We start from the raw sequence: 14,721 nt of genomic DNA, 5'->3' as shown, positions 1-14,721 counted from the left end.
CGGCTGAAGCCGCTCCTACAAAAGCTGCCGCCGCCGCGGAACGCTGTGGTCCATCGCGACGCTGCAGTCGCCACGCCACCGCAACCTTCGCGGCGCTAGGCTGAGCGGACTATTTCCAGGAGTCCGTCGCGATGCCTCACGACACCGTCAATCCCGCCACCGGCAAGGTCGATTATTCCCTCGAGCTGATGGACGCCGCCGCCGTCGAGCAGCGCCTGGCCGCGGCAGCGCAGGCGTTCCCGGCGTGGGCGGCGACGCCGCTGGAACGGCGCGGCGCGCTGCTGCAGAAAGTCGGTGCGCAGCTGCGCGCGCGCCGCGAGGAGATCCAGCGGCTGATGACTGCGGAGATGGGCAAGCTGCGCAAGGAGGCGCTGGCCGAGATCGACAAGTGCGCCGACGCCTGCGACTACTACGCCGAACATGCCGCGGACTACCTGCGCGACGTGCAGGTGGCCACCGATGCGCAGCGCAGCTACGTGCGCTACGAGCCGCTGGGCTGCGTGCTGGCGGTGATGCCGTGGAATTTCCCGATCTGGCAGGTATTCCGCTTCCTGGCGCCGGCGCTGATGGCCGGCAACGTGGCGCTGCTCAAGCATGCCAGCAACGTGCCGCGCTGCGCCGATGCGATCCAGGCGGCGCTGGCCGCCGCCGGCGTGCCGGCCGGCGTGTTCGACGTGCTGCACATCGACAACGACCAGGCCGCCGAGGTGTTGCGCGACCCGCGCATCGCCGCGGTGACGCTGACCGGCAGCGAGCGCGCCGGCCGCTCGATCGCCGCCAACGCCGGCGGGCAGCTGAAGAAGTGCGTGATGGAACTCGGCGGCAGCGATGCCTTCGTGGTGCTGGACGACGCCGACCTGGACACGACCGTGGCCGCGGCGGTGAAGTCGCGCTTCGACAATGCCGGGCAGACCTGCATCGCGGCCAAGCGCTTCGTAGTGGTGGACGCCATCGCCGACGAATTCGTGCGCCGTTTCGTCGCCGCCGCCGCCGAGCGCCGGCTCGGCGATCCACAGGACGAGGCGACCACGCTGGCGCCGCTGGCGCGGCAGGACCTGCGCGACGAACTGCACAAGCAGGTGCAGGCCAGCCTCGCCAAGGGCGCCACGGCGCTGCTCGGCGGCGCGCCGGATACCAGCACCCACGCCGGCTACCCGGCCACGATCCTGGACAACGTCGCGCCGGGCATGCCCGCCTACGACGAGGAACTGTTCGGCCCGGTCGCCGCGATCCTGCGCGTGGCCGACGAAGAAGAGGCGGTGCGCGTGGCCAACGACAACAGCTTCGGCCTGGGCGGCAGCGTGTGGAGCGCCGACCGCGATCGCGGCGAACGCGTGGCGCGCCAGCTGCAGTGCGGCGCCGCCTTCGTCAACGCCATCGTCAAGAGCGACGTGCGCCTGCCGTTCGGCGGCATCAAGCGCTCCGGCTTCGGCCGCGAACTGGCCGAGCACGGGATCCATGAGTTCATGAATATCAAGTCGGTGTATGTGGGGTGAGGCCGGGACCGGGGACCGGGGACCCGGGACCCGGAACGGCAAAAGCAAAGGCAAAAGCAGGTGGCTACCGCGTTACGCGCAGAGTTTCAGCCATCGCAAATCCCGCTTTTCCGGGTCCCTGGTCCCCGGTCCCCGGTCCCGGCCTCACAGCCACCGCGCCCGCTTGAACGCCAGATACATTCCCACGCAGACCACGGCCACGCCGCCGATCATCAGCGGATAGGCCCAGGGCCATTCCAGTTCCGGCATCAGCTTGAAATTCATGCCGTACCAGCTGGTGATCAGGGTCGGGGCGGCGAGCAGGGCGGCCCAGGCGCCGAGGCGCTTGACCGTCTCGCCCTGGGCCAGGGTCACCAGCGACAGGTTCACGCTCAGCGCGGTGCCGAGCATCTCGCGCAAGGTGTCGATGGCCTCGTTGGTGCGCACCGCGTGGTCTAGCACGTCGCGCAGGTACAGCCGCACTTCGTCGGGGATCAGCGGGCCGGGATTGCGCTTGAGGTGCGAGAGCACGTCCTGCAGCGGCGCCACGCCAAGGCGCATCTGGTTGAGCTCGCGCTTGAGTTCGTACAGGCGGATCGCGGTGTCGCGCCGGTAGGCCTCGGCGAAGATGTCCTTCTCCAGGCGCTCCAGGCTCTGCCGGAACTCGTCCAGGATCGGCTGGTAGTTGTCGACGATGTAGTCCAGCACCGCGTACAGCGCGTAGGACGGGCCGAGCTGCATCAGCGCCTTCTCGCGTTCCAGCCGCTCGCGCACCGGCGCGTACGGCAGCGAGGCGCCGTGGCGCACGGTCAGCAGGAAGCGCGCGCCGAGGAAGGCGTGAGTCTCGCCGTAGACGATGCGCTCGTCGATCACCTGCGCGGTGTGCACCGCCAGAAACAACGAATTGCCGTAGGCCTCGACCTTGGGCCGCTGGTGCGCCATGCGCGTGTCTTCGATCGCCAGGTCGTGCAGCTGGAATTCTTCCTGCAGCTTCTGCAGCACGTCGTCGCCGGGCTCGTACATGCCGACCCAGACGAAGCCGTCGTCTTCGGCCAGCACGTCGCTGATCCGCTCCAGGGCGATGTCGTGGCGGCGGCCGTGGCCGTCGTAGTGCACGCAGTTGATGACGCAGGCGGGGTTTTCGGGGACAGAGGCCATGGGCGGGAATCGTGCGCGGGCGGGATCAGCGCTGCAAGCGGCGCCGCGTGAACGCCCAGGCCAGTGCCGCATGTACCGGCAGCAGCAGGGCGATCCACTGCAGGTTGAATTGCGGCTGCAGCATCGACAGCCAGTGGATCAACAGCGCCGCGCCGGCCAGCGCGACCACCGTCCACAGCAGCACGCCGAACCAACGCCCGGGCTGGCGCCCGCGCAGCAGCGTCACCGCGCCGGCCAGCAGCGGCAGGCACAGCGGGTCGAGCAGCAGCAGGTTACGGTTGGCCCAGGCCGCGCGGTGGTCGCTGAAGCCCCACAGATACAGCAGCACGCCGCCGCCGAGCGCGCACAGCAGCCAGAACGGCAGGGCCAGCGCCGCCAGCCGGCGCGGCCGCCGCGCCAGCGCGAGCACGCCGGCGGCGATCAGCGACCCGGCCAGCAGCCACGGCCACCAGTGCCGCAGTCGTTCCTTCGGTTCCGGCGCCAGCCGCTGCGGCAACACCTGCTGGCGGGCCTGCACCAGCGGGCGCCCGGCGCGGTTGCGCACTTCGCCCAGGCTATCGGCCAGGCGCATCGGCACGAACGCCTCTTCCCAGCGCGACAGCGGCTTGTCCGCGAACGGGCCCAGGCCCAGGTCGAAGCCGAGCCACATCCACGGCGCCGGCGAGGCCAGGCGCACCGATTCGCTGCGATAGGTGTTGCCGCGCGAACGCCCGGACAGCTGCGCGTGCAGCGCGCCGTCCAGCGCCCGGTCCAGCGCGTCGCGGACCATCGTGGCGCAGTTGGCGGTGTAGTAGTCGTAGCGGTAGCGCGCGTTTTCCGGGCGCGCACGCCAGCTCAACGCGGCCTGCAGCGCGCGCGCTTGCGCCGGTTCCATGTCCAGCCACTGGATGTCCACGCCGCGGCCTGCGTCGCGGTACTGCGCCAGGTCCTCCTGCAGCGGCAGGGCGACCAGGTAATACCGCATGTCGCCGGCGGCGAAGCGGCTGACGAAGTCCGGTTCGCTGGGGTCGAAGAAGCCGAAGTTGTACGAGGTGGCCTGGCCGCTGCGCGGATCGACCACCACGATCGCGTCGTGGCCGAAGCGTTCGAAGAACACCTCGCCCGGCTGCATCGTGGCCACGCCGATGCGCGGCGCCGGCGCCTCGGCGTCCGCGTCGGGCGCAGTGGCGACCGGGGCCGTGGCGGTGGCGGTGGCGGGCGCTAGCGCCGGCGGCGCGGCCAGGTCGGTGCCGGCCTGCGCGAACGCCAGCGCCGCGCAGAAGGCCAGCAGCGTGCCCAGCAGCCAGTGCGGCCAGCCGCGCGCCGGCAGGCGCTGCGAACGAGGGGGGATCAAGCGTCTTCCTGCGGGCCGGGCGGCAGGATGGTGACGTGGAACGCCTGCACCCGGCGCGCGTCGGCGCGGGCCACGCGGAACGCGAAGCGCCCCAGGGTCAGTTCCTCGCCGGTTTCCGGCAGATGGCCGATGGCCTCGGTGACCAGGCCGCCGACGGTGTCGTAGTCGTCGTCGGGGAAGTCGGCGCCGAAGCGTTCGTTGAAATCCTCGATCGGGGTCAGCGCGTCGACCACGTATTGGCCGTCGGCCTGCGCGGCGATCAGCGAGGCCTCGTCCTCGGCGTCGTCGTGCTCGTCGTCGATCTCGCCGACGATCTGCTCCAGCACGTCCTCGATGGTGACCAGCCCGGCGACGCCGCCGTACTCGTCGACCACGATCGCCATGTGGTTGCGCGAGAGCCGGAACTCCTTGAGCAGTACGTTGAGCTTCTTCGACTCGGGGATCAGCACCGCCGGGCGCAGCAGTTCGCGCACCGTGCCGGGGCCGTGGTCGGCGACCACGCCGCGCAGCAGGTCCTTGGCCAGCAGGATGCCGAGGATGTCGTCCTTGTTCTCGCCATGCACCGGGAAGCGCGAATGGCCGGATTCGACCACCTGCTTCATCAGGTCCAGGAAGCGCGCTTCGGCGGACAGGGAGACCATCTGCGAGCGCGAGACCATCACGTCGCCGACGGTGAGTTCGGACACCGACAGCGCGCCTTCCATCATGCGCAGCGTATCGGCGGCGATCAGCCCGTCGTGCTGGGCGTCGCGCAGCACCTCGACCAGGTCGTCGCGGGTGTGCGGGTCGCCGGAGAAGACCGAGCTCAGGCGTTCCAGCCAGCCGCGGCGTTTTTCGTGGGTTTCCGGAGGGGAGCTACTAGAGTCGTCTTCTGACATGTTCTGTGGATACGGCACCCGGTCTGCCGGGCGATGTGCGCAAGTCTAGCAGGGCCAATGGGACAGAGCCGCGACGCCGGCGGCGGTCGTCGCGGCGTCCATGGGGGCGGCTCAGCCGCCGGTGGCGGGCGCGTGCAGCGGGTCCGGCGCGGGCGCGGCGTCCGGGTCCTCGGGCAGGTCCAGGCTGTAGCTGCAGCCGGCCAGGGTCTTGCCCGGATGCGACTTCACCGTGGACAGGCTGAGGATGATCGATTCGATCATCGGCTCGCCGGTCTTCGGATCGGTCACGTCGCGGCTGACCACCTCGCGGCCGAACATCGCCTTTTCCGGAGTATCCACCGCCGCTTCCAGCTGCAATTGCGTGGCCAGCGGGCGCGGATCGGCCACATCCAGGATCGCCATCACGCTGGCGCCGGCCACCGCGATGCGCGTGGTGCTGTGGCCGAACACCTGGATCGGCCGCACCAGCTCGTACTCGCTCATGAACAGGTTGGATTGCGGCAGCGGCCGCCAGCCCTGCGCCACGGCCTTCAACGGATCGGCCAGCAGCGGCCCCAGCGCGGCGAAGTCGGCCACGCGCTGGCGGCATTCCAGCAGCGCCGGCAGGTCGATCGTGGGCGTGGGCGTGGGCGCGGGTGCGGCGGCCGCGGGAAGCGCGGATACGAGCGCGAGCAGAACGAGCGATGGATGGATCAACGCGTTGGACCTCGGGCCGGGGAACGGGGCAGGGCGGCACAGCGGCCGCGCGGCAACGTTAACGTCCGCGCCGGCACTTGACCAGCGCACCCGATCCAGCGGATGGGCCGCGGCAGCTCTGCATAGATACGCGGATGTCGAGCCGATGCAGGGCCAGCCGCAGCTGGGCGCGCTATTCGCCAGCGACGACCCGCAGGTGGCGGTATCGAGGCGAGCACAGCGTGGCCGCCGGCGCGCCACGGCGGCTCATCCGCCACGCGCGGGCGTATCGTCCTCGACTTAGCGATGTCCCTGCCATGCGCCGGCGCGCGCCACGCGGCCGGGAAGGAGGCTGTGCCTCAGCCAGCGCCAGGCGCTGGTCAGCGTCAGCAGCGCGGCAACGAAAAAGAGCGCGGAACCCGCACCGAACACAAGATGGGCATCGACCTGCTGCCCAAGTTGGCGGCAGCTCAACCAGGCGCCGAGCGACAGCGGGAACAGCAGCGCGACCCGCCCGGCGCGGGCGCCGACGCGTACCCGGCCGGTGTCGGCATCCCGGTGCCGGCGTAGGTACCACCAGCGCCACGCGCCGGGCGTGGTGGCCAGCACCAGCAACGCCAGCGCGCCCAGCCAGGGCAGCAGTTCCTCCGCCAGGCTGCCGCTGCCCGCGAACAGGGGCGCCGGACGGATCAGCGCCAGATATGCATAGCCGGCCAGGCCGGCCGCCCACAGCGCGGCGGCGATGCCGTGCAGGCGTGGCATCCCGGTGCGCGGGCCGGCGTGGGCGGTTGGTGCTGGTGCCTGCATCCGTGTGTCTCCCGGTCCGAAAAAGCCCGCCGCGCGGCAGGCGTCACCCTTCCGCGGCGTAGGGATCGTCCACGCCCAGGTCGGCCAGGATCTCGCGCTCCAGTTGCTCCATCGCGTCGGCCTCCTTGTCGTCCTCGTGGTCCCAGCCGAGCAGGTGCAGCACGCCGTGCACGGTCAGGTGCGCGTAGTGGGCGTTGAGCGGCTTGCCCTGTTCGGCGGCTTCGCGCGCCACCACCGGCGCGCAGATCACCAGGTCGCCGAGCAGCGGCAGCTTGACCCCCTTGGGCAGGCCTTCGGGCAGCTCGGCCGGGAAGCTGAGCACGTTGGTGGCGTAGTCCTTGCCGCGGTAGTGATGGTTTAGCGAACGGCCTTCCTTGGCGTCGACCAGGCGGATCGCCAGGTCGGCTTCGCGGATGCGGCCCTTCAGCGCCGCGGCGACCCATTTGCGGAAGCTCCCCGCCGCCGGCAAGCCGGCGCGGGGCAAGGCGTAGCTGACGCCGACATCGAGGCGGACCGGACCTTTGGTCATGGCGATACGGCAGTTCGCAGCGGACAGGAGCCGACAGTATCGCGCGTGCGGCGCTTCACCGCGACTTCCGGTCGTCGGCGGCGTACGAGCAGAACGTGGCGACCGTTTACGGCCAGCGCGGCGTCACGCCGCCGGGCCGGTCAGCTTGTCGGTGAGATCGCGCTTTTCGTAGGCATTGACGATGCGCGCCACCAGCGGATGGCGCACCACGTCGCGCGCCTCGAAGAAGGTGAAGCTGACGCCCTCGACCTCGTGCAGCACCTCGATCGCGTCGCGCAGGCCGGACTTGACGTGCTTGGGCAGGTCGATCTGGGTCAGGTCGCCGGTGACCACCGCGGTGGAGCCGAAGCCCAGCCGGGTCAGGAACATCTTCATCTGCTCGATGGTGGTGTTCTGCGCCTCGTCCAGGATCACGTAGGCATCGTTGAGCGTGCGTCCGCGCATGTAGGCCAGCGGCGCGATCTCGATGACGTTCTTCTCCAGCAGCTTGACCACCTTCTCCACGCCGAGCATCTCGTACAGCGCGTCGTACAGCGGGCGCAGGTAGGGATCGACCTTCTGGCTCAGGTCGCCGGGCAGGAAGCCGAGCTTCTCGCCGGCTTCCACCGCCGGGCGCACCAGGATCAGGCGCTGCACGCGCGATTCGTTCAGCGCCTCGACCGCGCTGGCCACCGCCAGGAAGGTCTTGCCGGTGCCGGCCGGGCCGATGCCGAAGTTGATGTCGTGGGTGGTGATCTGGTGCAGGTACTTGGCCTGGTTGGCGCCGCGGCCGCGCACGGTGCCGCGCTTGACCTTGATCGCCACCTCCTGCGGCTCGTAGGCGCGCTGCGCGACGCGGTCGACATTGGCCTGGTTCAGGCGCAGGTGGATGGCCTGGTCGTCGAACACGACGCTGTCGGCTTCGGCGTACAGCGCCTGCAGCAAGGTCTCGGCGGCGGCGACCGCGGTGGCCGGGCCGGTGACCCGGTACACGTTGCCGCGGTTGGAGATCTCCACGCCCAGGCGCAGTTCGATCTGGCGCAGGTGCGCGTCGAACGGCCCGGCCAGGTTGGCCAGGCGTTCGGTGTCGGCGGGTTCCAGGGTGAAATCGCGTTGTGCGGGGATGGTCATCGAGGTTCGTCCGCGGCGCGCAATGCGACGCCAGCGTCGTTGGATAGGGAGGGAGAGCGTAGCGCGCGTAGCTGTGAAGGAACAGGCGACGCGCGCTGTGGCGCGGCGTCGCCATGGCGTTCCGGCAGGAAAAACAATGCGATCGCGGCCGGTCGCGCATATGGCGCGGCCTGCGCGCGGCGCTTGCGTCAGCGCCCGGTACCCGGCGCTGGGCCCGGCGACAGCGTGCCGGCGAACAGCCACTCTCCCGGACACGGATCCGGGTCGGCAGGATCGTCGGAGTCGGCCAGCGTGTCCAGCGCCAGTCCGGCCGGCAGCAGCGTCGCCGGCAATGCCGCGCGGCTGCATCCCCAGCGGAACGGCTCGCCGCTCCAGCGCAGCCAGCACCGCAGCCAGGGGCGCGCGTGCAGGAAATCCGCGCGGCCGTCGCCGCGCGTCTGCATCGCGGTGGCGATGCAGCGCGCCTGCCGCAGCAATCCGGCCAGCCCGTGCAGCAGCCGGATCGCCGCCGGTGCGGGCAGATACATCAGGACGCCCTCGGCGATGACCAGCGTGGGCGCGTCGGGGTCGAACTCCGCGGCGCCGGCGAGCGAGGCCGGTAGCGACGCCTGCGCCAGATCCAGCGCCACGAAGTGCAGGCGCGGTTGCTCGATCCCCAGCGACGCCAGCGCACGCTGCTTGATCGCGATTCCGGGTGCAAGATCGACTTCGTAGACATGCAGGTACGCGGTACGGTCCGCCAGTTCGACGCCCAGCGCATCGAACCCGGCGCCGAGAATCACCAGCTGCCGCATTCCGTCGGCGCAGGCGTGTTCGGCCCAGGTGCGGATTCGACGCTTGCGCCATGCGTAGTGCGCACCGATCCCTGGCAGCAACGCGTACTCGAGCCAGCGCAGCATGCAACGCCCCAGCCGCGTGCCGGTCGCACGCAGCAAAGCGCTGCCGGCGCCGCCGCCGTGCCGCAGACAGGCCTCGGCCACGCGCGCGTTCCATGCCGACGCCGGCGCGCCGGCGCGCGCCTGCAGCACGGCCGCCGCGGCGAGCACCTGTGCGGTGGACAGCCGCGGCATGTCAGCTCCGCGCCGCGACGATGTGGCGGTACCAGTCGCTGCGCCACAGCCCGCGCGGATCGAATTCGCGCTGGGCGGCGAGGAATGCGTCGATGCGCGGATGCGCGGCCTGCAGCTGCGCGGCCGTGGCCCAGCGGTGGTAGGTCAGGTAGTAGCTGCCGCCGAAGTGCAGCGCATCGTCGATCAGTGCGCGGAACGCGTCGGCAGCCTGCGCGAGGCCCGCCGGGTCGTGCGCCACGTGCAGGTTGAAGACGATGCAGGCCCAGTTCTCGCGCGCCCAGCACAGCATGCTGGTGGGGTCGGGTTCGATCAGGCGGACCGTGCCGTAGACCGGTTGCGCGGCGCAGCGGCGCAGGCTGTCCGCGGCGCGGGCCATGAACCCGGGCAGGCAGGCGCGCGGCACATAGAGTTCGGTGATCATGTCCGAGCCGCGATGGCCCAGGCTGCGATCCACCGCCGCGTGGTAGTCGCCGAGATAGACGCCGCTTTGCTGGGTATCGCAGTGGTAGTGCTGGCCGTCGGTGGCCAGGTAGAAATTGGCGTATTCGTCGAACGCGCGCGAGGGCGCCGTATGCGCCAGCCCCAGCAGCCGGGCGAAATCGTCGGCCTGCAACTGCACGGGTGCGGCGACCGCGGCGGCCGGCGCCGGGTAGTAACACGACAGCACGCCCAGATCGAGGAAGTCGGCGCTGGCCGGATCGATCGCGAACTGGAAATCGCCGTAGCACGCGCCATCGGCGATCGCCTGCTCGAACGCCTGCGGCAGGCCGCCCACCCGCTGCAGGCGCACGCGCCGCTGCAGCACCCGGCGCGGCGTCAGCCGCAGAGTGAGTCGCACGACCAGGCCGAACAGCCCATAGCCGCCGGCGGCCAAGGCGAACAGCTGCGGTTGCGCGAGGCGGCTGGCATGCACCAGGCGGCCGGACGCGTCGACCAGCGTCACCGATTCGACGTCCTCGACGAACGGCGCATAGCGCAGCCCGCGGCCGTGCACGTTCGCGGCGAAGGCGCCGCCGAGGCTGAAGTCGTCGGCGCCGGTCTGCTTCTGCCGGATGGTCCAGCCGCGTGCGTTGCCGGGATGCTGGCGCAGCCACGCCAGCAGCGCCGGCCAGCGGATGCCGGCTTCGACGGTCAACAACCCGCGCTCGGCATCGAATGCGAGCACCCGGTCCAGCGCCGAGGTGTCCAGAACGCAGCCGTGGGTCAGGAACTGCTGGCCGCCCATGGCGTGGCGGGCGCCGGCGGCGATGAGGCTGCGGCCGGCGCGGGCGCAGGCACGCACCATCGCCACCGCCTCCGCTTGCGTGGCCGGCGCCAGCAGGCGCACGGGCGTGGCGTTGAGCCGCGAATGCACGTCGTTGAGCAGTCGTTCGCCGCGTTGGGCGTGGCGCAGGAGCGAGGACGATGACATGGGCTGGAGGCGAATGAGGAGGCCGGGCGAACGTGGCAGCGGGTATTGCCAGGCGCAACCGTGCCAATCGAGGTATCGCTATGTGATACCGTGCGTCGCACCCGCCACGACGATGCGCCCATGCTCGAACGCGAACGCCTGCTCGCTGCGCTGAAGCAACTGCTGAAGGAGCGCGGCTGGCGCTACGCGGATCTGGCCGCCGCGGTCGGCGTGTCCGAGCCGACGATCAAGCGCATCCTGTCGACCGGGCGCATGGATCTGGACCGGCTGGAGCGCATCTGCGAGGTGCTGGAGATCGATTTCTTCGAACTGGCGCGCGCGGCCAGCGGCACCCGACAATCGCGGCGCCTGCTCAGCCTGCGCCAGGAGCAGGCGCTGGCCGATGCGCCGCGGCTGATGATGGTCTTCCACCTGCTGTGCCAGGGCTGGCGCAGCGAGGCGATCACGGCCGACTACGGGATGGCGCATGCCGAATTGGTGCAGTTGCTGGCGCGCCTGGACCGGGTCGGCCTGATCGAGCTGCTGCCGGGCGACCGCACGCGCCTGCGGGTGGCGCGCGACTTTTCCTGGCGCGACGACGGGCCGGTGCGGGCGCGTTACCTGGGGGCCGCCAGCCGGGAGTTCATGCAGGACGCGTTCGATGCACAGCAGGCGCTGCTGGCGCTGGAGGTTCGCGAACTGGGCGATGCGTCGATCGCCGCGTTGCGGCGCAAGCTGGAACGGCTGGTGGTCGAATTCCGCGAGGCGGCGGACGTGGATGTCAGCCTGCCGCACGAACGCCGGCGCAGCGTCGGCATGCTGGTGGCGATGCGGCCGTGGGTGTTCTCACTGGCCGACAGCCTGCGCGTGGCCGACACGCCCGTCGCCGCCACGCCGGTGCGCGGCGGTCGCCGGCGCGCCAGGACACCGTAGCGCGTTCGTCGCCGGTGCCGGCGTTGCATACGCCGGCGCGGTCTTGCAGTTCCCGGCCCACGCCGGACCCGACCCATGAATCAGCGAATCGGCCTGCTGCGCTGTCGGCGACGCAGGTGCTGCGCCATGCGGTCGGCGCTCGCGCCGGCCGGTTGCGACACCGCGGCCGCCTAGATGCCAGCCGCCGTATCCACCGCCGCGATGCGCCCGCGCAGTGAATTGCTCAACGCCTCGGTGATCGCCACGTCGACGAACCGGCCGATCAGGCGCGGATCGCCGGGGAAGTTCACCGAGCGCATGTTCTCGGTCTTGCCGGTCAGTTCGGCCGGGTTCTTCTTTGACGGGCCTTCGACCAGCACCGTCTGCACGCTGCCGACCATGCCGCGCGAGATCTGCAGCGAGTGCGCGTTGATGTGCGCCTGCAGCTGCGCCAGGCGCGCGTGCTTGACCGCGTCGGGCGTGTCGTCTTCCAGGTCGGCCGCGGGCGTGCCGGGGCGCCGCGAATAGATGAAGGAGAAGCTCTGGTCGAAGCCCACGTCCTCGATCAGCTTCATGGTCTTGTCGAAGTCGGCGTCGGTCTCGCCGGGGAAGCCGACGATGAAGTCCGAGCTGATCGAGATGTCCGGGCGCACCGCGCGCAGCTTGCGGATCTTCTGCTTGAACTCCAGCGCGGTGTAGCCGCGCTTCATCGCGCTGAGGATGCGGTCGCTGCCGGCCTGCACCGGCAGATGCAGGTAGTTGGCCAGCTGCGGCACGTCGCGGTAGGCGTCGACCAGCGAATCGCTGAACTCCAGCGGATGCGAGGTGGTGAAGCGGATGCGGCCGATGCCGTCGATCTGCGCGATGCTGCGGATCAGCAGGCCCAGGTCGGCGTACTGCGGCTGCTCGCCGGCCTCGGCATCGGCGTAGGGTCCGCGATAGGCGTTGACGTTCTGGCCGAGCAGGTTGATCTCGCGCACGCCCTGCGCGGCCAGCTGCGCCACTTCTACCAGCACGTCCTCGAACGGGCGGCTGATCTCCTCGCCGCGGGTGTAGGGCACCACGCAGAACGAGCAGTACTTGGAGCAGCCCTCCATGATCGACACGAACGCCGACGGGCCTTCGGCGCGCGGTTCCGGCAGGCGGTCGAACTTCTCGACCTCGGGGAAGCTGATGTCCACCTGCGACTTGCCCGATTCGCGCCGCGCGCGGATCAGCTCCGGCAGGCGATGCAGGGTCTGCGGGCCGAACACCAGGTCCACGTACGGCGCGCGCTTGACGATCGCCTCGCCCTCCTGCGAGGCCACGCAACCGCCGACGCCGATGATCACTGGCTTGCCGCCGGCCTTGAGCGCCTTCCAGCGGCCGAGCTGGCTGAACACCTTCTCCTGCGCCTTCTCGCGGATCGAGCAGGTGTTGACCAGCACCACGTCGGCTTCTTCGGGGTTGTCGGTCAGCTCCAGGCCCTCGGCGGCGGCGAGCACATCGGCCATCTTGGCCGAGTCGTACTCGTTCATCTGGCAACCGTGGGTCTTGATGTACAGCTTGCCGCGCACCGGCAAGGCAGCGGTCGGCGTGCCGGCGGAGGGCAGGGGATGCAGGGCGGTCCCGGTCATGGCGCTTAATCCAGGCGGGTGGAAAGGGAAGCCGGCTAGTCTACCCGCGCCGGCTGCCCCGCGCAGGCGGCTCAGGCCTCGGCGGCCGCGTCGATCGCCTGCGCGCGCTGCACCGCCGGCCGCGCCGCCATGCGTTCGACATAGGCACGGGTCGGCGCCGGCGGGTCCATCAGGCCGAAGCCGATCATCCAGCCCAGCGCGCTGCCCCACAGCACGTCGGCCGCGGTGCAGCGCTCGCCGAGCAGGTAGTCGCCGCGCGCCAGCTGGTCGTCGACCACGCCCATCACCGTGTCGCAGTCGGCGTAGGGCGACAGCATCCGCGGCGGCGCCTCGCGCTTGAGCGCGCGGTCGAGCACCGCCGGCTCGAACGCCGAGCCGTAGAACGCCAGCCAGCGCAGGTAGGGGCCGCGGCGCGGATCGCCCATCGCCGGGGCCAGCCCGGCCTCGGGGTACAGGTCCGCCAGGTACTGGTAGATCGCCACCTGTTCGGTGATCGGCGACCCCAGGTGCACGATCGCCGGGACCTTGCCCATCGGGTTGATCGCCAGGTATTCCGGCGCCAGTTGCTCGCCCTTCTGCAGGTCCAGGCGTTCGATCGCATAGTCGGCGCCCAGTTCCTCGAGCAGGATCAGCACGCCCTTGGAGCGCGATTTGGGGTTGTGGTACAGGGTGACGCGACGGTCGGCGGTGGGCATGTCGGGCTCCTTGGCGGTGAGCGCTCATGCTAGGCCGTATTGCGGACGGATCGTGTCCGCAATACGGTGGCGCGATGGCTTCCCCCGCGTCCCGCATGCTGCGCCTGATCGCCCTGTTGCAGACCCGCCGGGTCTGGCCGGGCGCCGAGCTGGCCGAGCGCCTGGGCGTGGACCGGCGCAGCCTGCGCCGCGACGTCGAGCGCCTGCGCGGCCTGGGGTATCCGGTGCGCGCCTCGTCCGGCGTCGGCGGCGGCTACCAACTGGCGGCCGGCGCGCAGATGCTGCCGCTGCTGTTCGAAGAGGACGAGGCGGTGGCGGTCGCGGTGGCGCTGCGCGCGGCCGCGGCGAGCATGAGTGGGCTGGAGGATACGGCGCTGCGGGTGCTGGCCAAGCTGGATCCGCTGCTGCCGGCGCGGGTGCGGCAGCGCGCCGGCGCGCTGCATGCGGTGACCGTGTCGCTGGGGCACGACTTGCCGGTGCCGGATACCCGCCTGCTGATCGGCATCGCCGGGGCCTGCCGCGACCGGCGCCTGCTCGGGTTCGGCTACCGCGACCACCAGGGCCAGGCCAGCCAGCGCTGCATCGAGCCGTTGCGCCTGATCAACTATGGGCGCCGCTGGTACCTGCTGGGTTGGGACCGCGACCGGGCCGACTGGCGCACGTTCCGGGTCGACCGCATCGACGCGCCGCTGCATCTCGGCGAGACGGTCGCGGCGCGGCTGCCGCCGCGCGATCCGGCGACGATGGTGCGCGAGGCGATCAGCTTCGCGCCGTTCCCGGTGCAGCTGCGGGTGCGCCTGCGCGGCGATCCGGCCGAACTGGCCGCGCGCATCCCGCCGTGGTGCGGGGTGCTGGAGGTGGGCGAGGACGGCGATTGCCGGCTGGCGATGGGCGCCGAGTCGCCGGCCTGGCTGGCGGCGGAACTGCTGACGCTGGGGGTTCCGTTCGAACTGATCGACGGGCAGGCACTGCGGCCGGCGCTGCTGGCGGCGTTGCGCGACGCGGCGGTCTGCGTCGGCGAGCAGACGCCATGACGGGGCGCGGCGCGCTGCCGTCGATGCGGCCGTCGGCGA

General features: G+C 70.9%; 14 protein-coding genes. 3 read left to right on the top strand and 11 right to left on the bottom strand.

The window, feature by feature from the left end; translation table 11 throughout:
* The first annotated feature begins 131 nt into the window (after positions 1-131).
* Positions 132-1,496, top strand: coding sequence for an NAD-dependent succinate-semialdehyde dehydrogenase (locus tag J2Y70_RS11265; protein ID WP_309917287.1), 1,365 nt, complete (start codon positions 132-134; stop codon positions 1,494-1,496).
* Between the two features lie 144 nt (positions 1,497-1,640).
* Here the strand turns inward: J2Y70_RS11265 and corA are convergent, their stop codons facing one another.
* From corA to J2Y70_RS11220, 9 genes are all read right to left on the bottom strand, one after another.
* Positions 1,641-2,633: a magnesium/cobalt transporter CorA gene (gene corA / locus J2Y70_RS11260; RefSeq protein ID WP_263394958.1), complete on the bottom strand. Its 993-nt coding sequence runs from the start codon at positions 2,631-2,633 to the stop codon at positions 1,641-1,643.
* A 25-nt stretch (positions 2,634-2,658) separates the two neighbouring features.
* A complete protein-coding gene (locus J2Y70_RS11255) occupies positions 2,659-3,966 on the bottom strand; it encodes a DUF4105 domain-containing protein (RefSeq protein WP_309917282.1) in 1,308 nt (435 codons plus the stop codon).
* A complete protein-coding gene (locus tag J2Y70_RS11250; RefSeq protein WP_263394957.1) occupies positions 3,963-4,844 on the bottom strand; it encodes an HlyC/CorC family transporter in 882 nt (293 codons plus the stop codon). The genes J2Y70_RS11255 and J2Y70_RS11250 overlap by 4 nt, the downstream gene beginning before the upstream one ends.
* A 111-nt stretch (positions 4,845-4,955) precedes the next feature.
* Positions 4,956-5,540 (bottom strand): hypothetical protein, encoded by a 585-nt coding sequence (locus J2Y70_RS11245; protein ID WP_309917278.1) that lies wholly within the window; start codon positions 5,538-5,540, stop codon positions 4,956-4,958.
* Between the two features lie 279 nt (positions 5,541-5,819).
* Positions 5,820-6,281, bottom strand: coding sequence for a hypothetical protein (locus tag J2Y70_RS11240; RefSeq protein ID WP_309917275.1), 462 nt, complete (start codon positions 6,279-6,281; stop codon positions 5,820-5,822).
* An 88-nt stretch (positions 6,282-6,369) separates the two neighbouring features.
* On the bottom strand, positions 6,370-6,855 hold the full coding sequence (ybeY, locus tag J2Y70_RS11235) for an rRNA maturation RNase YbeY (RefSeq protein WP_309917272.1): 486 nt from the start codon (positions 6,853-6,855) through the stop codon (positions 6,370-6,372).
* Between the two features lie 123 nt (positions 6,856-6,978).
* The gene (locus J2Y70_RS11230; protein ID WP_263394951.1) at positions 6,979-7,965 is read right to left on the bottom strand and encodes a PhoH family protein; all 987 of its coding nucleotides are present in this window, start codon (positions 7,963-7,965) and stop codon (positions 6,979-6,981) included.
* Positions 7,966-8,153: 188 nt separating this feature from the next.
* The gene (locus J2Y70_RS11225; protein WP_309917269.1) at positions 8,154-9,035 is read right to left on the bottom strand and encodes a class I SAM-dependent methyltransferase; all 882 of its coding nucleotides are present in this window, start codon (positions 9,033-9,035) and stop codon (positions 8,154-8,156) included.
* A 1-nt stretch (position 9,036) separates the two neighbouring features.
* Positions 9,037-10,446 (bottom strand): FAD-binding oxidoreductase, encoded by a 1,410-nt coding sequence (locus tag J2Y70_RS11220; RefSeq protein ID WP_309917266.1) that lies wholly within the window; start codon positions 10,444-10,446, stop codon positions 9,037-9,039.
* Positions 10,447-10,566: 120 nt separating this feature from the next.
* Here J2Y70_RS11220 and J2Y70_RS11215 point away from each other — a divergent pair, with 120 nt between their 5' ends.
* Entirely contained in the window at positions 10,567-11,358 is a 792-nt protein-coding gene (locus tag J2Y70_RS11215; protein WP_309917264.1) for a helix-turn-helix transcriptional regulator, read from the top strand.
* Between the two features lie 170 nt (positions 11,359-11,528).
* Here J2Y70_RS11215 and miaB read toward each other — a convergent pair whose 3' ends face one another.
* Complete coding sequence (gene miaB, locus J2Y70_RS11210) at positions 11,529-12,953, bottom strand: tRNA (N6-isopentenyl adenosine(37)-C2)-methylthiotransferase MiaB (protein WP_309917261.1); 1,425 nt, start codon at positions 12,951-12,953, stop codon at positions 11,529-11,531.
* A 71-nt stretch (positions 12,954-13,024) separates the two neighbouring features.
* A complete protein-coding gene (locus J2Y70_RS11205) occupies positions 13,025-13,648 on the bottom strand; it encodes a glutathione S-transferase family protein (protein WP_263394946.1) in 624 nt (207 codons plus the stop codon).
* A 74-nt stretch (positions 13,649-13,722) separates the two neighbouring features.
* Between J2Y70_RS11205 and J2Y70_RS11200 the strand changes: the two genes are divergently transcribed.
* Complete coding sequence (locus tag J2Y70_RS11200) at positions 13,723-14,682, top strand: WYL domain-containing protein (protein WP_309917257.1); 960 nt, start codon at positions 13,723-13,725, stop codon at positions 14,680-14,682.
* The last annotated feature ends 39 nt before the right edge of the window (positions 14,683-14,721 follow it).

Origin of the sequence: Xanthomonas sp. 1678 (assembly GCF_031455575.1) — a bacterium.
GTDB lineage: Bacteria > Pseudomonadota > Gammaproteobacteria > Xanthomonadales > Xanthomonadaceae > Xanthomonas_A.
This window is presented reverse-complemented; position numbering and strand designations above follow the sequence as displayed.